The 24,110-nt window shown below is 36.6% G+C and carries 23 protein-coding genes, 1 pseudogene and 1 riboswitch; of the genes and pseudogenes, 10 read left to right on the top strand and 14 right to left on the bottom strand.

From position 1 onward, the window contains the following. Position 1 precedes the first annotated feature (1 nt). The gene (locus JNUCC51_RS23890) at positions 2 to 706 is read right to left on the bottom strand and encodes an ABC transporter ATP-binding protein (RefSeq protein WP_337990090.1); all 705 of its coding nucleotides are present in this window, start codon (positions 704 to 706) and stop codon (positions 2 to 4) included. A gap of 679 nt (positions 707 to 1,385) precedes the next feature. After that, complete coding sequence (locus JNUCC51_RS23885; RefSeq protein WP_337990089.1) at positions 1,386 to 1,973, bottom strand: SCO family protein; 588 nt, start codon at positions 1,971 to 1,973, stop codon at positions 1,386 to 1,388. 649 nt (positions 1,974 to 2,622) lie between these two features. Between JNUCC51_RS23885 and JNUCC51_RS23880 the strand changes: the two genes are divergently transcribed. The 5 genes from JNUCC51_RS23880 (at position 2,623) to JNUCC51_RS23860 (ending at position 7,176) form a co-directional block, all read left to right on the top strand. Further along, positions 2,623 to 2,898: a DUF485 domain-containing protein gene (locus JNUCC51_RS23880; RefSeq protein WP_443137021.1), complete on the top strand. Its 276-nt coding sequence runs from the start codon at positions 2,623 to 2,625 to the stop codon at positions 2,896 to 2,898. Then, positions 2,899 to 4,452: a solute symporter family protein gene (locus JNUCC51_RS23875; protein ID WP_337990087.1), complete on the top strand. Its 1,554-nt coding sequence runs from the start codon at positions 2,899 to 2,901 to the stop codon at positions 4,450 to 4,452. Between the two features lie 489 nt (positions 4,453 to 4,941). Beyond that, positions 4,942 to 5,280: a DUF485 domain-containing protein gene (locus JNUCC51_RS23870; RefSeq protein ID WP_443136969.1), complete on the top strand. Its 339-nt coding sequence runs from the start codon at positions 4,942 to 4,944 to the stop codon at positions 5,278 to 5,280. Between the two features lie 8 nt (positions 5,281 to 5,288). Further along, positions 5,289 to 6,833, top strand: coding sequence for a solute symporter family protein (locus JNUCC51_RS23865; protein ID WP_337992289.1), 1,545 nt, complete (start codon positions 5,289 to 5,291; stop codon positions 6,831 to 6,833). 160 nt (positions 6,834 to 6,993) lie between these two features. After that, positions 6,994 to 7,176 (top strand): ribosome rescue factor BrfA, encoded by a 183-nt coding sequence (locus JNUCC51_RS23860; protein ID WP_337990085.1) that lies wholly within the window; start codon positions 6,994 to 6,996, stop codon positions 7,174 to 7,176. Here JNUCC51_RS23860 and JNUCC51_RS23855 read toward each other — a convergent pair. The 4 genes and pseudogenes from JNUCC51_RS23855 to JNUCC51_RS23840 form a co-directional block, all read right to left on the bottom strand. Further along, positions 7,173 to 7,594: pseudogene (locus JNUCC51_RS23855) on the bottom strand (DUF5360 family protein). The gene JNUCC51_RS23860 and the pseudogene JNUCC51_RS23855 overlap by 4 nt on opposite strands. A 13-nt stretch (positions 7,595 to 7,607) precedes the next feature. Next, positions 7,608 to 8,180 carry a TetR/AcrR family transcriptional regulator gene (locus tag JNUCC51_RS23850; RefSeq protein ID WP_337990084.1) on the bottom strand — a complete coding sequence of 191 codons (573 nt, stop codon included), beginning with the start codon at positions 8,178 to 8,180 and terminating at the stop codon, positions 7,608 to 7,610. A 168-nt stretch (positions 8,181 to 8,348) separates the two neighbouring features. After that, entirely contained in the window at positions 8,349 to 9,017 is a 669-nt protein-coding gene (locus JNUCC51_RS23845) for an MBL fold metallo-hydrolase (protein WP_337990083.1), read from the bottom strand. Positions 9,018 to 9,282: 265 nt separating this feature from the next. Next, positions 9,283 to 10,206, bottom strand: coding sequence for a DMT family transporter (locus JNUCC51_RS23840; protein ID WP_337990082.1), 924 nt, complete (start codon positions 10,204 to 10,206; stop codon positions 9,283 to 9,285). A 113-nt stretch (positions 10,207 to 10,319) separates the two neighbouring features. On the opposite strand from JNUCC51_RS23840, the gene JNUCC51_RS23835 reads away from it, so the two are divergent. After that, complete coding sequence (locus JNUCC51_RS23835) at positions 10,320 to 11,732, top strand: aminotransferase-like domain-containing protein (RefSeq protein WP_337990081.1); 1,413 nt, start codon at positions 10,320 to 10,322, stop codon at positions 11,730 to 11,732. A gap of 325 nt (positions 11,733 to 12,057) precedes the next feature. Here the strand turns inward: JNUCC51_RS23835 and JNUCC51_RS23830 are convergent, their stop codons facing one another. The 6 genes from JNUCC51_RS23830 to JNUCC51_RS23805 form a co-directional block, all read right to left on the bottom strand. Next, the gene (locus JNUCC51_RS23830) at positions 12,058 to 12,681 is read right to left on the bottom strand and encodes a hypothetical protein (protein WP_337990080.1); all 624 of its coding nucleotides are present in this window, start codon (positions 12,679 to 12,681) and stop codon (positions 12,058 to 12,060) included. Between the two features lie 169 nt (positions 12,682 to 12,850). Further along, complete coding sequence (locus JNUCC51_RS23825; protein WP_337990079.1) at positions 12,851 to 13,600, bottom strand: TatD family hydrolase; 750 nt, start codon at positions 13,598 to 13,600, stop codon at positions 12,851 to 12,853. Beyond that, the gene (locus tag JNUCC51_RS23820) at positions 13,590 to 14,339 is read right to left on the bottom strand and encodes an ABC transporter ATP-binding protein (protein WP_337990078.1); all 750 of its coding nucleotides are present in this window, start codon (positions 14,337 to 14,339) and stop codon (positions 13,590 to 13,592) included. The genes JNUCC51_RS23825 and JNUCC51_RS23820 overlap by 11 nt, the downstream gene beginning before the upstream one ends. Further along, positions 14,317 to 15,087: an ABC transporter permease gene (locus JNUCC51_RS23815; protein ID WP_268639629.1), complete on the bottom strand. Its 771-nt coding sequence runs from the start codon at positions 15,085 to 15,087 to the stop codon at positions 14,317 to 14,319. The genes JNUCC51_RS23820 and JNUCC51_RS23815 overlap by 23 nt, the downstream gene beginning before the upstream one ends. Then, positions 15,087 to 15,377, bottom strand: coding sequence for a thiamine-binding protein (locus tag JNUCC51_RS23810; protein ID WP_337990077.1), 291 nt, complete (start codon positions 15,375 to 15,377; stop codon positions 15,087 to 15,089). The genes JNUCC51_RS23815 and JNUCC51_RS23810 overlap by 1 nt, the downstream gene beginning before the upstream one ends. A 1-nt stretch (position 15,378) precedes the next feature. Then, on the bottom strand, positions 15,379 to 16,374 hold the full coding sequence (locus JNUCC51_RS23805) for an ABC transporter substrate-binding protein (protein WP_337990076.1): 996 nt from the start codon (positions 16,372 to 16,374) through the stop codon (positions 15,379 to 15,381). Between the two features lie 136 nt (positions 16,375 to 16,510). Beyond that, positions 16,511 to 16,620: riboswitch (TPP riboswitch) on the bottom strand. Positions 16,621 to 16,869: 249 nt separating this feature from the next. Here JNUCC51_RS23805 and JNUCC51_RS23800 point away from each other — a divergent pair. From JNUCC51_RS23800 to JNUCC51_RS23785, 4 genes are all read left to right on the top strand, one after another. Next, entirely contained in the window at positions 16,870 to 17,289 is a 420-nt protein-coding gene (locus JNUCC51_RS23800; protein WP_337990075.1) for a TetR/AcrR family transcriptional regulator, read from the top strand. Between the two features lie 343 nt (positions 17,290 to 17,632). Then, positions 17,633 to 17,869, top strand: coding sequence for a hypothetical protein (locus tag JNUCC51_RS23795; RefSeq protein WP_337990074.1), 237 nt, complete (start codon positions 17,633 to 17,635; stop codon positions 17,867 to 17,869). Between the two features lie 9 nt (positions 17,870 to 17,878). Further along, entirely contained in the window at positions 17,879 to 18,649 is a 771-nt protein-coding gene (locus JNUCC51_RS23790; protein ID WP_337990073.1) for an MFS transporter, read from the top strand. Beyond that, positions 18,622 to 18,921 carry a hypothetical protein gene (locus JNUCC51_RS23785; protein ID WP_337990072.1) on the top strand — a complete coding sequence of 100 codons (300 nt, stop codon included), beginning with the start codon at positions 18,622 to 18,624 and terminating at the stop codon, positions 18,919 to 18,921. Before JNUCC51_RS23790 ends, JNUCC51_RS23785 begins: the two co-directional genes overlap by 28 nt. Before the next feature lie 208 nt (positions 18,922 to 19,129). On the opposite strand, the gene parC is transcribed toward JNUCC51_RS23785, so the two are convergent. Next, entirely contained in the window at positions 19,130 to 21,562 is a 2,433-nt protein-coding gene (gene parC / locus JNUCC51_RS23780; protein WP_337990071.1) for a DNA topoisomerase IV subunit A, read from the bottom strand. Next, positions 21,559 to 23,535: a DNA topoisomerase IV subunit B gene (parE, locus tag JNUCC51_RS23775; RefSeq protein ID WP_337990070.1), complete on the bottom strand. Its 1,977-nt coding sequence runs from the start codon at positions 23,533 to 23,535 to the stop codon at positions 21,559 to 21,561. The genes parC and parE overlap by 4 nt, the downstream gene beginning before the upstream one ends. Positions 23,536 to 24,110 lie beyond the last annotated feature (575 nt).

The following is a 24,110-nucleotide window of genomic DNA, read 5'->3' as shown; positions in this document are numbered from 1 at the left end:
ATTACCACTCAATCCCTTCAACACTTTGTTTATCCTCATTTATCGTAATACTTTCGATTATTCCGCTTTTTACTTTAATAATTTTGTCAGCCATAGGAGTAATGGCTGAATTATGTGTGACTAAAACGACGCATTTCTTCGTTTCCCTGTTTAAATCTTGCAGAAGCTTTAATACAGACTTGCCAGTTACATAATCCAAAGCGCCGGTTGGTTCATCACAGAGTAAAAGTAAGGGATTTTTCGCAACAGCTCTTGCTATAGCGACTCTTTGTTGTTCTCCTCCAGAAAGCTGGGAAGGGAAATTTTTAATACGATTCTCTAAACCAACTTTATGTAAAATATCTTTAGCATCCAGATGGTTTTTACATACTTCAGTGGCAAATTCAACATTTTCAAGAGCATTTAAATTCGGAATTAAATTATAAAATTGAAAGACAAAGCCAATCTTCTCACCACGATATTCTGTTAACTTTTTTTCGTTTAATCTTGTTATTTCTTGATTCCCTACAAACACTTGACCTGAGGTAGCAGTATCCATACCGCCAAGAATATTCAAAATCGTACTTTTACCAGCACCACTAGCTCCTAAAATAACGACGAATTCCCCTTCATTTATGGAAAAATCAACACCGCTAAGAGCCTTGATTGGGACTTCTCCTATTTTGTATTCTTTCGTTACGTTAATAAATTCAATCAGCTTTTTCATTTATTACATCTCCTCAAAAAATAACTCTAAAATAAACAACATTTGTCGTATATTTTAGAGTTACTGTTTATTTTCCTTCATTTTTTTCGATACACTTTATCAAGAAATCGTTGAGACAGCAAAATATTAGATATTTAAATCAAATTAAAAAGGATCTCAATCTACCGTTCTGCAGTTTCAATCACACTAAACATGGCGGTTCATCACTCTCCACCAGCTTCCATCCAATTGATGGACTATATGCATCAGCATAATTTTGTCCCTATTCGGTCGAAAGCAGTTAAATCTTTCTAATAATATATAAGCCGACCGTAATAAATATATACACATTTGGTAAAAAATACATTTTGTATTCCTGTATTTAAAAATAGATGCTTTATAAAATTTCATAAAGTCGAATTATTCGTTTTGGTTATTTAGTAGACATAATAAAATTATTTATTAAACAAGGCTGAATGATGAGTTATGAAGATCGGGGCTTAAAATATGTTATTTAGTTATGATCACTATTTCGATGAATTCTTTTATTATACTTAAGCATAGAAAAAGACACTTAAGCAAAATGCTTCCGGTGTCCTTTGACATTTTATGCAAGTTGGCAATTGAATGTTCGATATTTTTCCTCTTGTAGCCATAAAAAATAACTCAGAAGTCATTCCAACCTCTGAGTTATTTTTTGTTATTTAGTTAACGCCTTCATATCTGCCACAATCGTCTCAACTGGTACATCTGTTGTACCTGAATAATCCTTCACTACAATCCCATCAGCATTTACTAAGTAATAACTTCCCATATGTATAACTTGGTCCGAATTAGGATCGTTCTTTACTACTGAATTAAATGATTTCATTGCAAACTGTTCAATAAACTTTTGATCATAGCCAGTTAATAATTGCCATTTGCTTTCATCAGGTACTGAATATGTTTTTAAATAATTCGTTAAGACTTCTGGCGAATCAACCTTAGGATCAACACTAAAAGCTAGAATTTGATAGTCTTCCACGCCTTTATCCTGAAGTGCCTTTTGCACCTCTGTCATGTTATACGTCATTGGTGGACAAATGGAATTACAATTAGTAAAGATGAACATCACTAATGACGGTTTGCCTTTCATATCATTAAGGCTAACCTTTTCATTTTTTTGATTTATAACCGAAAAATCCTGTACTTCTATGTTCATTTCTGGTTCAAATTTATAACTTCCACAAGCAGTTAGAATGCTACTTAATATTAGTATCAACACGAGCAGGACACTGTTCCTTTTCATTTATTTGCACACTTCCCTTCAATTTACCATCGTTATTTATTGTATAAATTATCGTTACTTTATACAAGATATGAGCTTATCCTTTCATTTTTTTATGTCAATTCAATGTATATTGTACGATTTTGGTATATTACTTCCCTGTATTTTCTAAACAATTCACACTTTTTAAAAAATATTTTAAAGCTGTTTTTTAATATTTCGGTTATTTCCCAAGACATCACACAATTGTTATATAACAAAGATTTTCTCTTTTCCAAGCAAATCTTCCATTTGAAAATAAAATAACAAATTCTAAAAAATTCTCTTTCACGTTGAAATTTTCTCCTACATTCAAAATTATTATCATTACGCTATTATATGAATATTATTCTATGCAACAATCTCATTCTCTTTCATGCGGATTTTTTCTATTAAATCCTTATTATTTCTATGTTATTTTCACGTTCTAAAAAATGATTAAAAATTATAAAAACTCAAAATTTAGTATTGCATTATAAGAATCTTCCCCATAAAATAAGTGAATATAACGACGATGGATAAAGAAATATGTCGTTTGAAACAGAAATATATCACTTTAGGGGGAATAATATTGGCAAACATTTCTGGGAACAAAAATATAGATTCAGTTGACTATACTGCAATTGAAGCTATGGAATCGTTCAACACGTTCGTAAAAAAGAAGAATACCTTCCTTTTCTCGATCACAGCAGTATTTTTAACGCTTTATATTTTGTTACCAATCCTCGCTTTCCAACCTGTACTACAACAAAAATTTGTCGGAAATATTACGGGTGTTTGGGTTTATTCAGCAGGATTATTCATTATGACAATCGTTCTATGTACAGTATATGTGAAAAAAGCTGCTTCATTCGATAAAGCTGCGGCAGCAGTACTAGCTGAGTATCAGGCGAAAGGTGGAAAATAAATGAACTTAGTATCCGTTGGTTTCTTTTTAGCAATCGTTAGTTTAACTCTTGTAGTAACATATATTGCAGCGAAACGTACGTCTTCTGCAGCTGATTTTTATACAGCTGGCGGTGGTCTTAAAGGTTGGCAGAATGGCTTTGCGATCGCTGGTGACTACTTATCTGCCGCTGCATTTCTTGGAGTGTCCGGTGCGATTGCATTAACTGGTTTTGATGGATTCTTCTTCTCTGTCGGCTATGTAGTGGCTAACTTAGTTCTTCTTTATGTAATCGCGGAGCCAATGCGTAACTTAGGTCGTTATACTTTAGCAGATATGCTTACTGCTCGTTTTAATGAAAAACGCATTCGTGGGGTTGCTGCGTCAGGAACAATTATCATTGTAATCCTATATATGATTGCACAATTAGTAGGTGCAGGTGCCCTTATTAAACTATTATTTGGTATTGAGTACTGGATTGCGGTTTTAATCGTAGGTGTAATGATGACTACTTATGTATTATTCGGCGGAATGACAGCTACTTCTTGGGTGCAAATTATTAAAGCTAGCCTTCTTTTATTCGGGACAGGCGTATTAGCTACATTAGTATTAATTAAATTTGATTTCTCTCTTATGAAAATGTTTGATACAATCGCCACTGATCATGGTGAGAAATTCCTTGTACCAGGGATTAAATATACAAGTACAATTGATTCGGTTTCCATGATGATGGCGCTTGTTTTAGGTACATCTGGGTTACCTCATATTTTAATGCGCTTCTTCACAGTTAAAGATGCCAAAACTGCTCGTTCTTCTATTTCATGGACGACTTGGATTACAGCTATTTTCTTCTCATTAACTATTTTCTTAGGCTTCGGAGCATTAAATTTTGTAGGGATCGATAAAATTCTTGCTGAGAGTAAAGCTGGGAACACTGCAGCCCCACTTCTAGCTAATTATTTGGGCGGAGATGTGTTAATGGCATTTATCGGTGCAGTAGCATTCGCAACCATTCTAGCAGTTGTTTCGGGCTTAGTTTTAACAGGTGCTTCTGCGATTTCTCATGATATTTATGGAGAAATCATTAAAGGTGGTAAATTAACAGAAAAGCAACAAGTTGTAGCAGCTCGTACTGGTTCGATTTCTATTGCCATTGTATCCATTATCCTTGCACTATTTGCGCAAAACCTGAATGTTTCGTTCTTAGTGTCCTTTGCATTTTGTATCGGTGCTTCAGCAAACTTACCAGTTATTCTTTACACAATTTATTGGAAAAAGTTCAACTCAACAGGTGCTGTAACAGCGATGGTAACTGGTTTAGTATCATGTTTAGTTTTAGGGGCCATGGGGCCAAATGTATGGAGTCCAGTTGAAGGTGCGGCAATCTTTGTTGGTAATCCTATCGTACCGTTAGCAGTTCCAGCGGTTATTACAATTCCACTTGGTTTTATCGCAGGTTATTTAGGCACTGTACTATCTTCTAGCAAAGTACCACAGGCAGAAGCAGATCGTATTTATAAGGAAATTCGCGTGAAAGCAAATACAGGTGTATCTGTTTCCGATATCTCTCATTGATCGCTTTCTACAAGCCAAATAATTGTAAAAGAATATATCAATCGTCCTATCCTATATAATAAAAATAACAAGTTAAAAAACTCGATTTTCCATCGGGTTTTTTAACTTTTTTTGTAAAATTTTTACCAATTTATTTATCTAACAATACTATTCTCTTTCAAAAAAAGTTGATTTTCACTGAGTAAATAGTGTTTATTTTTTATAAAAAACCATTTTCTTTTTGAAATTTCATCCTAATTTCTTTCCTAAAAAATCTAGAAATGACCTAACTCTATTTACTTATCAGAATTTTCCGAAACCCTTTTATTTCTCATATTTGTCATGTATATTCTCTTTTAAGACTATTTTTCCAAAAGCTATTTTTTCATAATTTTTTCTGAAAAGTATTGCAATTTTGTGAACTCTCTCATAAAATGAAGATGTGAATTCACTAAACTAGCAAAATTAAGTATTTAAGCAGTAAAAATAAACACAAAATGGGGAATGTTAATGGGGAAGAATCAAGGCAATAAGGGCATCATGATTGACTATGATGCGATTGCAAATCAAGAATCGTTTAAAGCACTTGTGCGGAAAAAGAAATCATTTCTTTGGTCAATGACTGTATTCTTTTTAGCAGCGTACATGTTGCTTCCAATTCTTACTTCGTACACGAAAGTACTACACCAAAAGGCATTTGGGGAAATTACTTGGGTGTGGGTATATTCAGCAGGGCTATTCATCATGACTTGGTTCTTATGTCACTTATATGTAGCAAAGGCAAATAGCTTTGATAAAGAGGCAAAGGCGATTATCGCTGAGTACGAGAACGGAGGTGGCCGCCGATGAATAACGGAATGAGTTTTACAGCTATATTCTTCTTCGTAGCCATAGTTGGTTTAACATTAGTTATTACATGGTGGGCATCTAAACGAACTTCTTCTGCAAGTGATTTCTATACTGCAGGCGGTGGGTTAACAGGCTGGCAAAATGGACTAGCCATCGCTGGTGACTACTTATCAGCAGCATCTTTCTTAGGGATAGCCGGAGCGGTTGCATTATTTGGATTTGATGGATTCTTCTTCTCTATCGGTTATTTAGTAGCTTACTTAGTGGTTTTATATATCGTAGCTGAGCCATTACGTAATCTTGGTAAATTTACTTTAGCTGACATGATCACAGCGCGTTTTGATAGCTCTAAAGTTCGTGGTACAGCAGCTTTAAGCACTATTACAATTGTATTATTCTACATGATTGCACAACTAGTTGGTGCAGGAGCACTTATTCAATTACTTTTAGGGATCGACTATTGGGTTGCAGTTTTAATCGTAGGCTTTATGATGACGACTTACGTACTTTTCGGTGGTATGACTGCAACATCTTGGGTACAAATTATTAAAGCTTGTCTTTTAATGTTAGGTACCGTTATTATTTCATTCTTAGTATTAAAAGAATTCGGCTTTAGTATTGCAACGATGTTCAAAGAAATGGAAACTGCTACTGATAGCGGTGCAGCTTATTTGAACCCAGGTCTTAAATATCAAAATGGTATTGATACTATTTCAATGTTAATCGCTTTAGTATTAGGTACAGCTGGTCTTCCACATATCCTAATGCGCTTCTTTACAGTAAAAGATGCGAAAACTGCTCGTTCTTCAGTTATTTGGGCTACTTGGATTGTAGGTATTTTCTACATTCTTACAATCTTCTTGGGCTTCGGTGCAGCTAAATTCGTTGGTAAAGAAAAAATTATCGAAGCAAATGCTGCTGGTAACATGGCTGCTCCACTTCTTGCGGATGCGCTTGGTGGGGACATCCTATTCTCATTTGTATGTGCGGTAGCATTCGCAACAATCTTAGCGGTAGTAGCTGGTCTTGTACTTTCTGGCGCATCTGCCCTATCACATGATATTTACGGTCAAATCATTAAAAAAGGAAAAGTTACAGAGAAAGAACAAGTACTTGCAGCTCGTATCGGTTCTATCACAATCGCTGTTATTTCAATCCTTTTAGCACTTGGTGCACAAACATTAAACGTAGCGTTCTTAGTATCACTTGCATTCTGTATTGCAGGTTCAGCTAACCTACCTGTAATCATCTATACAATCTACTGGAAACGCTTTAATACAGCTGGTGCTATTACAGCAATGTTGACAGGTTTAATCTCTGCTTTAATTCTAGTTGCAGTTTCACCAAACCTTTGGAATCCAGTTGAAGGAAAAGCAATTTTCGTTGGTAATCCGTTAATTTCGTTAACGAACCCAGCGATAATCTCTGTACCACTTGGCTTCCTTGGAGGTTTCATCGGAACGTTGCTTTCTAAGGAATCAGATGCTAAGAAATATCGTGAAGTGGATGTTAAAGCAAACACAGGTATTTCTGTACAGGACGTATCTCACTAATATAATAGTGACCTCGTAAGTTAATAATACTTACGAGGTTTTTCTTTTTATTAACTTTTGGCCCTATGAGATTTAGCTGAAGTCCCCCAGTAAAGCGTACAGCCTGAACGGAAATAAATCCCACGTTATGGTATATTTACAATAACAAGGAGGAATGACAATGACACAATCAAAAGCAAAAAAGAAGCGCTCGCATATCAAGCGTACGAAAGGGAAAGACGTTGAAAAAAATCGCCAGTTCTCCCCTTTCAGTACACATGAACGTGTAACGAAAACTAAAAAAGAAAGCCTTGAACAAAATTTTACAAAATATAGAAAACACAACCACACCGAGGATGATTAGTGGTTGTGTTTTGCTTGTAATGAGACATCTTGATATTTAAATGTAATAAGCTTTGGAATAAAGTACAACGGATAAAGTAAAAGAAATAGGTTTGGTATCCACCACATAAGATCAAAATCAAGCTTTATTGTCCAAAAAGCAATCGCCTGTAGTCCTGAGCAAAAAGTTAGTGCAAGAGATAATAAGGCAAACGCTCTCCACTTTTCATTTTTATTTTAAAAAGGTAGAAACTTATAAAACCAGTAATTGAAATTAAAATATCTAAGGGAAAAAACGACCAATTCCATATTACTAATAATTCATTTTGATAATCCTGATATAAATACTCTTCTGGAATCAAATGAAAAAAAGTGACTAGCCAATAGAGTATAAAAAAGAAATCTGTAACTAAAAATAGTAGTCTTAAAGTTTTACTCATCTACAGCCCCCATTTAATTTTCTTTATGAACGTTTTCTTTAAGAATCCCAAGCATCAGAATGTCCACCATTTCCTGCATTGTATCCTGAAGCGAAATCATATTTCTGTTTTTTGATGCATGTTCCATCAATCGATAAAGCCCTCCAACATAGACTTCTATAAATATCTCTTTATTAAATGGACGTATTTGATTTGCAGCAATCCCTTCATCAATTAACGAAAAGATTCCTGTCCATTGCTCATGAATAAATTGATCGAGTATTTCCCATTGCTTAGGGTAATATCGTTGAAGCTCCTCTAAATATTGGAGCTGAGCAAATTGAAAATCTGCTGGAATGAGTACAAGACATTTCTGTAGTTTCTCTAATAGATTTAAAGCTGAATCATGCAATATTTCTTCCTCTTTCATCTTCAGTTCATCAATTGCAAGATTAATCATTTCATTTAGAAGTTCTTCCTTTGAGGGGTAATATCCATACAATGTTTTAGTACTCATACCCAGCTGTTTTGCTAATTCCCCCATCGTAAATCTGAAGCCTTTTCGTTCAGCTTCACTTATTGATACCTTTAAAATTCTATCTTTCAAGCTGATCACCTGCCTATAGGAAAACGAAAAAATATTTCCATTTTCCTTATTTTCCACTTAATGATAGTATTAAATGGAAATAATGTCAATGTTACGACAGTCTAACAAAAGTTAAATAACCCCAAAAGAATACCCCCGTCCTGTTTTGGATGGGGGTAAAATAAAGTTTTATTCTTTATATGAAATTACTTTTTGTAACTGATCATTAATATTTACCTTAGTTAATCCTCCGTGGTAACAAACCAAAGATTCAATATCGAGGTCTAGATATTTCTTTAAAGAGAGACGAGCCTCTTTTAAATCCAGTACGGTTGGTACATGAATTCCCCCAATTATTCCGTCAACACTGTACATCGAATCCCCGGCAATCAGTGTTTTACTTTGTTTCAAATATAGACTGATATGGCCAGGCGTATGCCCCGGTGTATGAATGACACGAATCCCGCCACAATACGACAGTTCTTGGCCGTCAGTCAAGGTACCATTTACTTTTCCCTTCGGTGGATTCTCTATGTGTCCATCTTTCAAAAGAGGTAAATCCCCCTGGATATAAGGCTTATCTAGTTCGTGAGCATAAACTTTAATATTCCTTCCATACTCCTGTAATATCTCAGGAAGACTACCTATATGATCTATATCCTGATGCGTCAAAATGATAACTTTTAGTTTGTCGAACGACACTCCTACTTTTTCCATTGCCACGCGTAAATCCTCTATTTGTCTAGGGAAACCAGTGTCGATTAGAACAGCCATTTCTTGATCCCATAAAAGAGTTGGATGAATAATATTTCCGTGAAATTCAAGCTGGAGCATCTCTACTCCCTTAGAAATTTCCATAACATTAGGCTCCTTTATAATTAGATTTTATTGATGTAAAAGAGTGGGTTTAGTTACATAAGAACGTCGAATGAATAAAGCTAATTTTGTATGTAATATTCTATATTACACAGTATTACTAATTACCACACTAACCTACAAATTAATTGAATAACACAAACATGCTATTAATTTTGACTCGCTACATAAAGTTGCTGCTGTTCTTCAACAATCTGTTCCAATTCCAGCGTAAATTTGAATTTACTGGAACACAAAATCTAGCAAGTTAATTTTTAGCATCCTGAAGAACGGTCCCGTTCCTCAAAAGCAGCTTCCGTAATGTTTCGAAATTGACTAGAACCGTTCCTACAATAATCGTCAAAGTTCCCATGCCTGTTAGCCAAGAAATATATTCATGATAAACGGTAACACCTAACATAACGGCAATTAATGGTGAGATATACAGCCATGTAGAAGGAAAAACAGGATTTGTTCGTGAGACAAGCCAATAATAAATGCTATGGCCGATCATTGAACCAAAAATAGTTAAATAAAGAAGAGAGCCAATTGAAGCTGGGCTTAAAAGATAATCAAGCTGAATGTTCTCCGTAAAAAATGATAAAATCATTAATAAAATCCCACCATGCATCATTTGCACTGCATTTAAAGCAATCGGTGATGACGTTTCAAATTTTCGGATGACATGCTTTGAATAAATCGTTCCGGATGCGTAAAAAAATTCACCCAATATAATGGCGAAACAACCAACCATCCAGAAGGGACTAATCTCAATCGAAAAACTTGGTAGGATCAAGAGCGTGACACCAATGACTCCGACGACACAACCTATGAATGATTTCCAACTTCCTTTTTGCTTCAATATGAATGTCTGAATAACTATGATCATCATTGGACCTGTAGCAGATAAGACAGCTGCAATCCCTGATGTCACATACTGTTCTGCCCAGTATAATGTGGTGAACGTCCCAAAGGTTAACCCTATTCCTGTAAAAAACATCTCTTTGCGAAATAATAACCGTATTGTCGTTTTTTCTCTCCAAACCATAAAACTAAATAGCAGCAAACCAGCAATTAAAAAACGAAGTCCAGCTGATAAAAATGGAGGCCCTCCCGCATCAACCCCAATTTTAATCGCTAAAAATGTCGTTCCAAAAATCAAACACATAAAGAAATAATTAATTATAACCATATAAAACTCCTCCTCTTTTTCTATCATAAAAGAAAGACGGTAGAACAGATTGAATAAGATAGAACAGATTACATTGGATCGTGGTACAATCGTCTTGAATAGGAGGAATCGATGTGAGTAAAGCGATTCAAAATGGAGATTATCTTTTTAAGAAAGTATATGATTATGTTTTGGACCGAATAGAACGTAAAGAATGGAAAGAACATGAAAAGATTCCCTCCGTCCGCCAATTAGCATCTGAAATGAATGTTCATCGATTAACTGTATTAAAGGCTTATCAATTACTGAAAAAGCATGACAAAGTTTATGTAAAAGATAAAGCAGGCTATTTTGTCCAATCAAGTGTGACGAAAAATCTTGAATATCTACATTTGGACAATCCAATTGTTTCTGCATACGTTCAAAAAAATCATTTATCTGAAATTCATCAATTACCTGTTTCCTATCATTTTTCTCAGGCATTAATTGATCCAAATCTTTTGCCTAATCATTATTTTTCAGATTACGTGAAGAAAGTGTTTGACCTTTATCCAAAAGTACTTGCAACCTACTCAACTGTGCAAGGTGATTTAGAGCTACGTGAAACACTCACTCAATATTTTATTAATCAGTATAAAACTCATCTTAATGCAGATGACCTGTTAATCACTTCTGGCTCACAGCAAGCGATTCACTTAATCGCTCAAACTTTCATTAAGCCAAGAGACGTCGTTTTATTTGAACGTCCAAGCTATAGTTCTGCAATTGATGTTTTTAGAGCACAAGGTGCCCAGATTGCAACGGTTGATATCCATCCAGACGGGTACGATTTAAAGCAGGTTGAATTATATATGAAACAATATAAACCACGCCTATTTTATCTCAACCCAACATTCCATAACCCAACTGGTTATACTGTTTCAGTTGAGCAGCGCAAAAAATTAGTAGAATTAGCTGAACAATATCGATGTCTATTAATTGAGGACGATGCCTATCACGACATATATTTTGATCATGCCCCGCCTCCACCAATTTACACATATGATACTGCTGGGACAGTCATTTATATCCGGAGCTTTTGCAAATATATATCACCTGGATTGAGAATTGCGGCTGTTATTTGTCAATCAACATTAATGAATTCACTACTAACAGTAAAATCGTTAGCTGATAATGGCTCACCACTTCTCAATCAAAAAATTTTCCTCCATTACTTTTCATCACTAAGATTGCAGCAGCACTTGGAGAAAATCCGGATCGCCCTACAGATTCGAAAGGAAATTATGGAGGAAGAGCTGGCAGTAACAGATTGGAAATGGACCAGTCCAAAAGGCGGGCTTAATTTATGGGTGCAACTCCCAGATAAACTTTCAACTGAATTATTATTAACCAAAAGTATTGAACAATCTATATCCTTTGTGCCAGGTCAAGTTTGTGATCCATTAAAACAACTTTCATCCTGGATACGTTTAAGCTATTCTTACACAAATGAAAAACAACTAAGAGAAGGGGTAAAAAGGTTTGTTGCAGTGGCGCAATCTCTTTAGGAGAGGGTCTTGGATAGTTTGCAAGGCTATATCAGGGCTTGCCTTCCTATTTTGCTCTACGAAAGTTGAGTTAATAAATAGATCATTTTTTAAACTTTCTCTTAAAAGTGGACGTTCTTTTTATTATTTTCATCAGCGATTCTGGCATTTTATAAAGGCTGTTTTCGTATAGATTGTTGCTGTTAAAAATTAAAAAGCAAGTTGCTTCTACACATTATGTAGATCAACTTGCCTTTTGTCTTTTGATTTTCAGTAAACCACCATTCAAATACAGCATCATACCTTGCCAGTAATCCAAAATAATAATCCCCCAATAGATGTGACCTTAATACGCGTTATTTTGATAGGGGTTACCATTCCCATAGAGGTACGATTCCAATTCTTTAACCTTGTTCCCGTCTAATTGGCGTGTAAGCCCGAATGTTTCGCCCTTTCCATCGTAATTTATTATAATGTCGAGATCGTGAAGTAATTCAGTGAAATACTTGAAAGTCTGTTTTAAGTCGTTATTAAACCTTGGTCTATCAGAATCTGGCGTGTCCGGTCTCGATAAAACATACTCAAGATGTCCCATCCAAATTTGAAGAACATTCAGGTTTTCAAAGTCCTTTTGAAGGTCATCGCCTTGAACCCGAAAATATTTCATTTCAGAAGTGAGTCTATCTGCCTTCGGATAATATTCGTTCACGTCGGTTGTTTTGGTAATATCTTTAGCGTGATAGGCAATCCAAGCTTCTAAAGTTGGTTCGATTCCATAATCGTTAAAGCCTTCGGGGGTTGAAACATCCTTCCACAGCTTCGCGTTGTTGACTTTAGTTTCTTCCGGCTTTACTTTTTCAATTTTAGATTCTTCCGGTTTTACCTCTTCGATTTTAGTTTCTTCCTTCGTACATCCTGTTAATAAAACAGTTACAAATAATCCTGTATATGCTATTTTCGTTAACTTCATAATTCGGCTCCTTCTATAGATGAAAAATCTCACCCTAATTACATCTATATTATAACTTAAAAACCAAATAATACCTATACTACCTAGTTAGTTAGATAACAACAATCTTTAAAAAAACAACCCTTAAAAAAAACACAGCTACTCTTTAATAGAACAGCTGTGTTTTTTACTATAAATTATAAAATATTGTCGTATTTCTTGTGATGATGCGTGCCGCTTCCTTTGTTGTAAGCCCCTTTATCGATGCAATAACCTCTACGGAATGATCAATCATCCACGGAGATGTTCGCTTATTGTCAAAAGGACCTTCAAAAGGCCATGGTCCATCTGTTTCTACCATTATCAGTTCGATTGGATATTTTTTAAGAAGCTGTTGAATCTCAGTCTCATACGTACAATCAGGCGTCACAGAAATGAAATATCCATTAGAAATCATCCGTTCAATCACTACCTCATCGCCTTTAAACCAATGGAAATGCGCTTTCGTTACTTGATGTTTTTCTAGCAAATCACAAACAATCCCCGCATCTTCATAAACAGCATGTAACACAATTGGTTTATTTAATTCCTTCGCCAATATTATAAACCGTTCTAACAATGCCACATACGGACGATCATCAATCGCCTTCTCCTGCCTCAAATAATAAGGCAACCCTACCTCTCCAATCGCCACCATTTCATCTGAGTGTTGGCGTATCCACTTGAATAACATCTCTTCCTCCGCAACACTAGGTAACGGTTGTTCAGGATGAAAGCCAAACGCTGCCTTTACCTTCGTAAAAGCTTTTGACAGCTTTAACGTCCTCTCGCACGATGGAAGATTCATACTAACCGCAATGACATGTTCAGCTTCCTCAAGCAAAGTTGGTATGTCTTGTTCCTTATACTGATCTAAATGAATATGTGCATCAATCAACATTCGCCTCATCCTTTTCTTCTTTTAAATACGTGAACAACTGTTGCTTCAAAGCCGTAAATGTAGCGGAATGGCGAATTTCTTCTTGTCGTGGCCTTGCAAAAGGTACTATCATTTCCTTTTTAACCGTCGCCGGACGTTTCGTGAGTACGATAATTCGATCAGCTAAAAAGAGAGCTTCCTCAATACTATGTGTAACGAACAATATAGATTTTCGATCTTTCTCCCATATCGATAATAGCCACGCCTGCATTTCAAGCCTTGTAAACTCATCCAGTGCAGAAAACGGTTCATCTAAGCATAAAATGGGCTTATTACTGACAATTGCGCGAATAAACGATACCCGCTGTTGCATACCGCCCGACAGCTCATTAGGATACGCATGTTCAAACGCTGCGAGCCCTACTTTATCTAACCATTCCTTGGCAAGTTCAACATTTGGTTTTCGATGAAGCTCCTCGACAATCGCGACGTTTTCTAATATCGTACGCCACGGTAGTAAGCAGGGCTGCTGAGGCATATAGCCAATCGTCCCTCTTTTTTGCTGGATATCTGTATCGTTTAATAAAATAACGCCCTTATCAATAGAAGTAACACCACCAATTAATTGAAAGAGTGTACTTTTTCCACTACCTGACGGACCGATAATCGCAACAAATTCCCCGTCCTTCACCTCAAAAGATAAATTGCGAATAACCGGAAGAGCATCAAAGGATTTATCAATGTTTTGAATGCTTAACATGGCGTCCTCTCCCCTTCACAACAAGTTTTTCTAATAATTGAATAGCACTAAATAATAATAAACTTAAAAATACGATGGCAAATATCGCTACAAACACTCGATCTGTTCGAAATGAAGATTGTGCTAATGTCATATAGACACCAATCCCCTTTTTCGCACCCAACCATTCCGCAATTACAGCTCCCATAACGCTATACGTTGCGGCAATCTTAATGCCTGAAAAAATCGCCGGGTACGCATAGGGCCATTCTAGCTTCCAAAAGGTTTGTGCTTTCGTAGCCCCAATCATTTCAAAATAATGCTTGAGTTCAGGCGAAGTTTGACGAAAGCCATCCATTGCCGAAATAACAATTGGGAAAAAGCACACAAGACAAATAATAATAAGCTTTGGCAATAAACCAAAGCCAAACCAAATGATTAAGAGCGGTGCTAGGACGAGCACAGGGACATTTTGTGACATAATGAGAATAGGATAAAACAGCTCTCGCACAAATGTAAAACGATGTAATAGCACGGCAACCGTTAGCCCACATAATATTCCGATGGCAAGACCTAGAAGTGCTAATTGAATAGTCGCTAAAGCATGTGGCACAAACGTCTCATACGATTGAAAGCCTTCTTTCAAAATGGAACTTGGTGTAGGCAATAGCCAATGTGGCACGTCTGCAAAACGGACAATAAGTTCCCATATGAATAAGAGGAAGGCGATAAAAATTATCGTCCTTCCTTGTTTAACAGCTTGCTTCATCACTGGTATTTCTCCGTTAGCGTATCCATTGTAATACCTGATGGCTTATATAAAATTTTCACTTGCGTAATGACATTGATAGCGCCAAGCTCAATCATCTTGTCATTCATTTTTTCAATGATTTGTAGTAAAGTCGATAGCTCGCCCTCCATTGTCGTTTCTAACGGATGAACTTCATATTTCACCCCTGATGCGTCTATAACAGCAATCGCTGCATCGACATACGGGATAACATCTTCATATTTTTCAGTTTTCGGGATAATTTGTACACTAATTAATGAGTTTGCCATACTACTTCGTCTCCTTTTTCGGTAAAAAGTCGTTTGTAAATGCTTGTTTTGCGTTAAATTCGCCCTCTAAAACTTTGTTATCTGTCATCCATTTCGCGTAGTTTTCCCAAACAGATAGCTTTTGCTCGCCCCATTGTGCAGCGTCGTCTTGATACTTATCTGCTAGCCATTCCTGACTTTTATGGACAAGGTTCTTATCTAAATCAGGTACCGCTTCAAGTAAAATATCAGCTGCTTCTTTTGGATGATTTATCGCATATTCATAACCCTTTGCTGCAGCAGCGACAAATGCTTTTACCGTCTCAGGATCATCCTTAATCATTTTTTCATTTGTAGCAAGTACAGGTGTGTAATAATCTAACTGATCGCTATAATCTGTTAAATATAGCATGTTTAGTTTTTCGCCACGCAATTCTGCTTCAATACCTGTCCATGCATAATAAATCCACGCAAAATCAATATCTTTTTTCATCATTGTGAAGAAATCTAAATCTCCCGCATTGACAATATCTAACTTATTAATATCTGCATTTTTTGTTTGCATTAGTGATTGTAGTACAGCCTTTTCAAGTGGTGCACCCCAGCCACCGTATGTTTTACCTTCAAAATCCTTTGGTGACGTAATGCCTTTTGATGCAGTGGATGCGAAGCCAGAAGTATTATGTTGAATAATCGCTGCGATCGATACTAAAGGTACATCCTGCACACGTGCCTGTGTAATCCCTTCCTGATAACTTACTCCAAACTGAGCCTTGCCAGACGCCACAAGCTGATCGGCTCCCGTTTCGCCAGGTAATAAAATATCAACATCTAAGCCCTGTTCCTTAAAGTAGCCAAGTTTTTTCGCTACATATAAACCTGTATGATTTGTGTTCGGTGTCCAATCAAGAACGACTGACACTTTCGTTAATCCTTTAGCATCCTTTTTAACCTCTTTTTCGCTACAGCCCACTAAAGTTAAAAGTACAGCCATCAGGATGAATAACCATTTTTTCATGCTGAATCCTCCAAGTAAGTAATGTGAAAGTGTTTATGAATGATGAATGTTTTTACCAGAAGAAAGCGAAGTCTGAAAACATAAAAAACGCCTAGGATTCTTCCCAGACGTTTTGCAAACAATATCAAAAACTTTTACTTTTTGAATAGATGTTCCCTACGCTGGTACGAGCCAAATCAGGTTCAAAGGGTCAGCGTCTATCGGACACAATCTCAGCTGGCAACACCAGCCCCCCTACATTCTTTCCATATGAACTTTTCGTGATTATTATACCCATACCTATCCGGAAATGACAAGGCTCGATTTACTGAAAGCGCCATAAATATTTTAACTACCTGTAAATATAGAAAAAAACCCTTTATTATATTGACAATGGAAACAAATTACAATAAAACTTGATTGATTAATCAATCATTTATTATGAAAGGAGTAACAAAATGAATTCGATACTTACTAATGATGAAAAAAAGAAAAGAAAAAGATCTACAATTTTAAATGCCGCAATTAAATTATATAGTGAAAATGACAAAAGTGGCCGAAATTGCTAAGGCAGCAGGAGTTAGCTTTGGCACCGTATTTACGTATTTTAATTCAAAAGAAGAACTTTATGAAGCGGCAATATTGGAACCCTTGGAGGAAATCAAACCATATTTTATTGAAATAGAAGAACGCTTTACAGGTGAGCCTCTTGAAATAATTAAGAAAATGATAGATTGTCATGTGCAACTTTTTGCAACGAGAAGTGAATACCTACGATTAATTCAACAGGTTCTTGCAAGACCTGAACGATTTCCAAAGCTTTTTAAAGAACTAGATGATTTTGTTAAATTATTCATAGACTGTATTTATCCGGTTATTGAAGCAGGTCAAAGGCTTGGTTACTTTTATGAAGAGTCACCTTCATTAATTACTTAGTCATACCTATCCATTTTAAACGGAATGCGTTTAACGTTTATCGATGAGTATACAAACAGGGTGTGGAAGGATATAACGAGACAAGCCCTAAGATTATTTGGACCTATCTCTAATTCATAAGCCTTTTCCATCCTTCTCATGTACCCAATAAAATTAGGAACCTCAAAAAACTGGGCGGCATCTATAGACAATATTTTTTTCCACATGAAAAATAGTTTGGATGATTTCCTTTTTGACTCCCCTAGCTATGCAGGCCTCAATTAGGAAAACATAAAAAGAGTAAATGAGACCACCACTTCCTTTATCGGAAAAGCGCTTACTTATTATACGAGGAGTGATTTATATGAAATTGAGAGATATCCATCCCAACATCAAACTTCGCCTAGTCATGCAATTTCTAGGCGGCCTTATTTCTATGGCTGTTATACCTTTTCTGGCAATTTATTTTACTCAAAATATCGGAGCTACTAAAACGGGTATTATTCTTATAATAATAGTGATTAGCGGGGGCATTGGAGGATTTATCGGAGGGCATATTTCAGATAAAATTGGGCGAAAAAAAATAATGATTTATGCTTAAATTGGTATATTGCTTTCGTATCTGTTTATAGCACTTTGTAATTCACCTTGGTTTAACCTTCCATATATTTCTGCCGCATTCTTTATCATCAATATGTTTTGTGGAGGAATGTTTCAGCCAGCCGCACAAGCTATGATTATTGATGTTACTAATTCCGAGTCGAGAAAGCTTGTATTTACAATTAGCTACTGGTTGGGGAATTTATCAACTGCAATTGGAGGAATCATTGGCGCATTTCTTTTTAAAAACTACTTATTTGAGCTATTTATTGGGATTTCACTAATTTCATTGCTATCTGTATTCATGACCATATTCTTTATCACAGAAACCTACTTACCAGAACCTTCATCTAAGACTTCTTCTACTCATAAGAAAGAATTTTCACTAGTAGAGATGTTTCAAACCTATTCAACCGTTTTAAAAGATAAGCTGTTTATGTTTTATATTTTAGGAGCAATCTTGATCTTTACCTTGGAACAGTCTTTATCGAACTATATTGGGATTCGTCTTGATAAAGATATACCCCAGCAATCAGCTTCATTGTTTGGTATTGATTTCATCGTGGACGGCACAAAAATGCTTGGTTTTCTCCGAACAGAGAATACTATTCTTGTAGTTCTCTTATCAAGTGTTGTATTATTCTTATTTAAAAAATGCAGTGATCGCTGGACTCTTGTTACAGGAATGCTAATTTTTTCAATATGTTTTAGTGTTTTGCTTCTTCAAATAACCTGTTGTTTCTTTTTATCGCCATGTTTATTGGAACAATTGGTGAGTTGATGTATATCCCTATTAAACAGGCGATGATAGGAGAACTTGCCCCATCAAACGCTCGTAGCACCTATATGGCTTTTAATAGCTTGACTATGTACGGAGCAATGATTATATCTTCGTTATTAATCATTATTGGAGAGTGGATTCGCCCCATATATATGAGCGGACTACTCCTTATTCTCGGATTAACTGGTACATTTTTGTACTACATAATAACAAAATCGCTATACGCTAAAGTTAGTGAACAGAATGAAAGAAAAGTACCTGTTTCATCTTAAAGGTTGTTTTTCCACCTATTTCGGAAATCGGTCGATATTATGTAATAAAACTTAGATTTTCTAACGACTTTATTGTTTTATTTAAGTTCGGGAATTTGTAACATTACAATCCCCCTTCTTAGATTGTAATATTACACTAGCACCAAGCTCATCGGTTTCCATATAACTGAAAATAGCCCAGTGCTCAAAGGAGCATGGGCTATTAATGTTATTTCTCTTCTTTTTTGACCGCAAAGACATTTGAAATGGCACCGTCTGTAGATATATCCACTTTAAAGGAGCCATTTGAATGGCGATCTGCTCGAGTTAATGCTTGCACATCAAGGATCTCTTGCATACCTTTTTCCGTTTCAATCATTAACTGTTCCTCATCAGTTACCTTAACTACAGCTACGATACGATGTGGGTTCGCTTTTAATTCTGTTAACACTTTTAAGCCGCGTTTTGCACGACTCGTCATCTCTACCTCGGCAACATTCATTTTCTTCACAGCACCGCGATGCGTCACAATCGCAACATATGCCGTGTCGTTTGGCGGTAAAACATTGACGCCGACTAATGCTTCTCCGTCTTTCAGTGTAATCCCTTTGACGCCACCTGTTTTTACGCCAGTTACCGGTAATTCCTCCATTGGGAAACGAATAGCATAGGCAGTATCTGTCGTTAACATTAATTCTGCATTGTCTGTCACAATACCTGCAAATATCATTTCATCGCCTGACTTAACATTCATCGTTTTTATTGGCTTCGAATAACGTGTAACAGCGTAATCCGCTAAAGGTGAACGTTTGATTTGTCCATCTTTCGTAGCCGTTAAAATATACGTATTGGCCTGTTCGAATGTCTCAAATCCATATACAGCTATAATAGATTCATCTTCCCCAGTCGGCACAATACTTGAAATATGCTGCCCAAGATCCTTCCAACGAATATCAGGTAGTTCATGAACAGGCTGATAAATATAATTGCCTCGATTTGTGAACAGCAGAAGATGATGCTGTGTATTTAAATTGGCTTCATATAATAAATAGTCGGAATCCTTCATCGCAAAATCCTGACCATTCGAAGCTGCATGTGAACGTGTAGATGTACGCTTAATATAGCCATCCTTTGTGACAGTCACTACAACCTCTTCACTTGGGACAAGGACATCTAACGTAATTTTGATTTCTTCAATTTCTTGTTCGATTTTTGAACGACGTGGCTCCGCAAAGCGCTTTTTAATGTCGAGTAGTTCTTGTTTAATAACACGAACAAGTTTTGCTTCACTATTAAGAATACCTTCAAGCTTAGCAATCAATTTATTTAACTCTTCCTGTTCAGCACGTAATTCTGTAATATCCGTATTTGTTAAACGGTATAATTGTAAACTAACGATTGCCTCTGATTGTACTTCTGTAAAGTCAAACTTCACCTGTAAATTCGTTTTCGCATCTCGTTTATCATTAGAAGAACGAATTGTTGCAATGACTTCATCTAAGATGGACAGTGCCTTGATCAAACCATCAACAATATGCGAACGATCTTTAGCTTTTTGCAAATCGTAAATGGAGCGGTTCGTCACGACTTCCTTTTGATGGGCTATATAAGAATCCAGTAACAATGGCAATGTCATCATTGTCGGACGACGATTATGGATAGCAATCATATTAAAATTATAAGCTACTTGTAAATCAGTTGTTTTGAACAAATAGTTTAATATTCCTTGGCCAGGAACCTCTTTTTTCAGTTCAATGACAACACGTAGGCCTGTACGATCCGATTCATCACGAATTTCCGCAATTCCTTCAAGTCGTTTATCTACACGTTGCTCATCGATTTTCTTCACAAGATTTGCTTTATTAACGTCATACGGTAATTCCGTAATAACAATTTGCTCTTTACCACCTTTAATTGGCTCAATGACTGCTTGCGCACGTACTATGATTTTACCGCGTCCTGTTTCGTATGCTTTTTTAATGCCATCAACACCTTGAATGATACCACCTGTAGGGAAATCAGGCCCTTTAATAACGGTCATTAATTCATCAACAGTAGTATTTGGGTTATCTAAACGCATAAGAACACCGTCTAGCACCTCATCAAGTGCGTGAGGAGGGATGTCCGTAGCATAGCCTGCCGAAATACCCGTTGAACCGTTGACTAGTAAGTTCGGGAAACGAGCGGGTAAAACAGTTGGCTCCATATCCTGATCATCAAAGTTTGGTACAAATTCAACAGTTTTCTTGCCAATATCGCGTAGCATCTCCGCCGCTATAGCAGACAGTCTTGCCTCTGTATAACGCATCGCTGCTGGTGGGTCACCATCAACGGAACCGTTATTTCCATGCATTTCGATAAGCATATGACGCGCCTTCCAATCCTGACTCATACGCACCATTGCTTCATATACTGAGCTATCACCGTGTGGGTGATAGTTACCTATAACATTACCGACAGTTTTTGCTGATTTACGGAATGGTTTATCGTTCGTATTGCCCTCTGTAAACATCGCAAATAAAATACGTCGTTGCACAGGCTTAAGACCGTCACGTGCATCAGGCAACGCGCGGTCTTGAATAATATATTTACTATAGCGACCAAAACGGTCACCCATAACTTCTTCTAAAGGTAAATCTTGAAATTTTTCCGTACTACTCATGCTTGGTCCTCCTCTTGTTGGATGAATTCATTATCTAAAATATTTGAATCATCCTCCATACCGAAGTCTACATTCGCTTCGATCCATTTACGGCGTGGCTCTACTTTATCGCCCATTAATGTTGTCACACGTCTTTCAGCACGTGCACCATCCTCAATTGTTACACGAATTAATGTACGCGTTTCAGGGTTCATTGTCGTATCCCACAGCTGGTCAGCATTCATCTCACCAAGCCCTTTATAACGCTGTAATATGTAACCCTTTCCAACTTTTTTAATGGCCGTTTGTAAATCATTTTCGGTCCAAGCATATTCAATCACTTCTTTTTTTCCAGTGCCTCTTGATATTTTATAAAGTGGTGGTAGTGCGATAAATACCTTTCCAGCTTCAATCAAAGGTCGCATATAACGATAGAAGAACGTTAACAGCAGCACTTGAATATGCGCACCGTCAGTATCAGCATCGGTCATAATAACGACTTTATCATAGGATGAATCCTCGACAGAGAAATCTGTTCCGACACCAGCACCAATGGCATGGATAATCGTTGAAATCTCCTCATTTTTCATAATATCCTGCAGCTTTGCTTTTTCCGTATTTATAACTTTACCACGCAATGGTAAAATCGCTTGGAATGTACGGTCTCGACCTTGTTTTGCAGAGCCACCTGCAGAGTCACCTTCGACTAAATACAGCTCGTTTTTCGCCGCATTTCGAGATTGTGCAGGTGTTAATTTCCCTGAAAGAATCGTACTGCCTTTTTTGCTTTTTTTGCCGTTTCGTGCATCTTCACGCGCTTTACGAGCCGCTTCACGTACTTGTTGCGCACGAATAGCTTTACGCACAAGAGATGCAGACAATTCAGCGTTTTCCTCAAGCACATATAAAATTTGCTCCGAGACAACACTATCTACTGCCGATCGTGCCTCACTCGTCCCTAACTTACCCTTCGTTTGCCCCTCGAATTGTAGTAAATGTTCTGGTATACGAACAGAAACAATCGCCGCTAAGCCTTCTCGAATGTCTGTCCCTTCAAGATTTTTATCTTTATCTTTTAACAGACCAATTTTTCTTGCATATTCATTAAAAACACGTGTTAACGCTGCTTTAGCACCTGTTTCATGTGTCCCACCATCTCGTGTACGTACATTGTTAACAAATGAAAGGATTGTTTCTGAGTAACCATCATTGTATTGGAAGGCGAATTCTACTTCAATTTCGTCTTGAATCCCTTCAACATACTTTACAGGATGAAGTACATCTTTCTCCTCATTCAAATACGCAACGAAAGCTTCAATGCCGTTCTCATAAAAGAAAACATCGCCTTTGCCTTCCTCGCGTTCATCGATTAACTCAATTTTTAAGCCTTTTAATAAAAATGCTGACTCACGTAAACGTTCTGCAAGCGTATCATAATTGTATTTTGTTACAGAGAAAATCGAATCATCCGGTAAAAAATGGACAAGTGTTCCTGTCTGTTTTGTTTGTCCAATTTCTTCTAATGTCGTCACAGGATGGCCACCGTTTTCAAAACGTTGACGATACTTTTTACCATCGCGGTGAATCGTTACTTCTAAATAAGTGGATAGAGCATTAACAACAGAAGAACCTACACCATGTAAACCACCACTTGTTTTATAGCCACCCTGTCCGAATTTACCACCAGCATGTAAAACAGTGAAGATAATCTCTGGAGTTGGTTTCCCCATTTTATGCATACCAGTTGGCATTCCACGGCCGAAGTCTCGAACGCTGATACTTTGATCTTTATGAATTTTGACAATGATATGAGAACCAAAGCCAGCCAGTGCTTCATCCACCGCATTATCGACGATTTCATATACAAGGTGATGAAGTCCACGGCCATCTGTAGAACCGATATACATGCCGGGTCGTTTTCGTACCGCTTCTAATCCTTCTAATACTTGAATGGCGTCATCATTATAGACGCTTGGTGACTGTTTATTCGCCAAAAATTTCCCCTCCAAAAAAACAAACGCATGTTCTATTTATATTCTCTACCTAATAATAATAGCATTTCCTGTCAATAGCTAGTGACAGGCCCAATAAATTTTAAAAATTTCTTCACAGCTTTATCGTTTTGAGCTTTTTACCGGAAGAAAAAGTTGCAATAGTTGTTTCAATATGTATTACTAACTTTCCTATTCCCCTTGACGCAGGATTATAAACATTAGTTGCATAAATAAAACAACATATGACTAACTTCTGCTCATCACTCTTTTTCAAAACGATACTAAACGCTGAAGGCTTTAACTTTCATTCAAAAGCATTTGAATATTCTCTGAAAAATATACAGGTACAGTAATAGATGGGTTTCTTCTGTCTAAAGAAGATTCATACTAGCTTACTCTAGAAATTAAAGATAGACTTCTATTCTACCAAAGGAATGAGTGATTGACAAAATTGCCATTTTACCTATATTTTTAGAAAGTGCTTTCATGCTGACTACATAAATCATGTCAAAAAGACTAACCTACATTCAAATACATCTAAAAATCCTTGAAAGATAGTTATCTTTTGTAATGAA

Source organism: Lysinibacillus sp. JNUCC 51 (genome assembly GCF_015999525.1).
GTDB lineage: Bacteria > Bacillota > Bacilli > Bacillales_A > Planococcaceae > Lysinibacillus > Lysinibacillus xylanilyticus.
The sequence above is the reverse complement of the archived record's forward strand: the minus strand, read 5'-3'. Positions and strand labels throughout refer to the sequence as shown.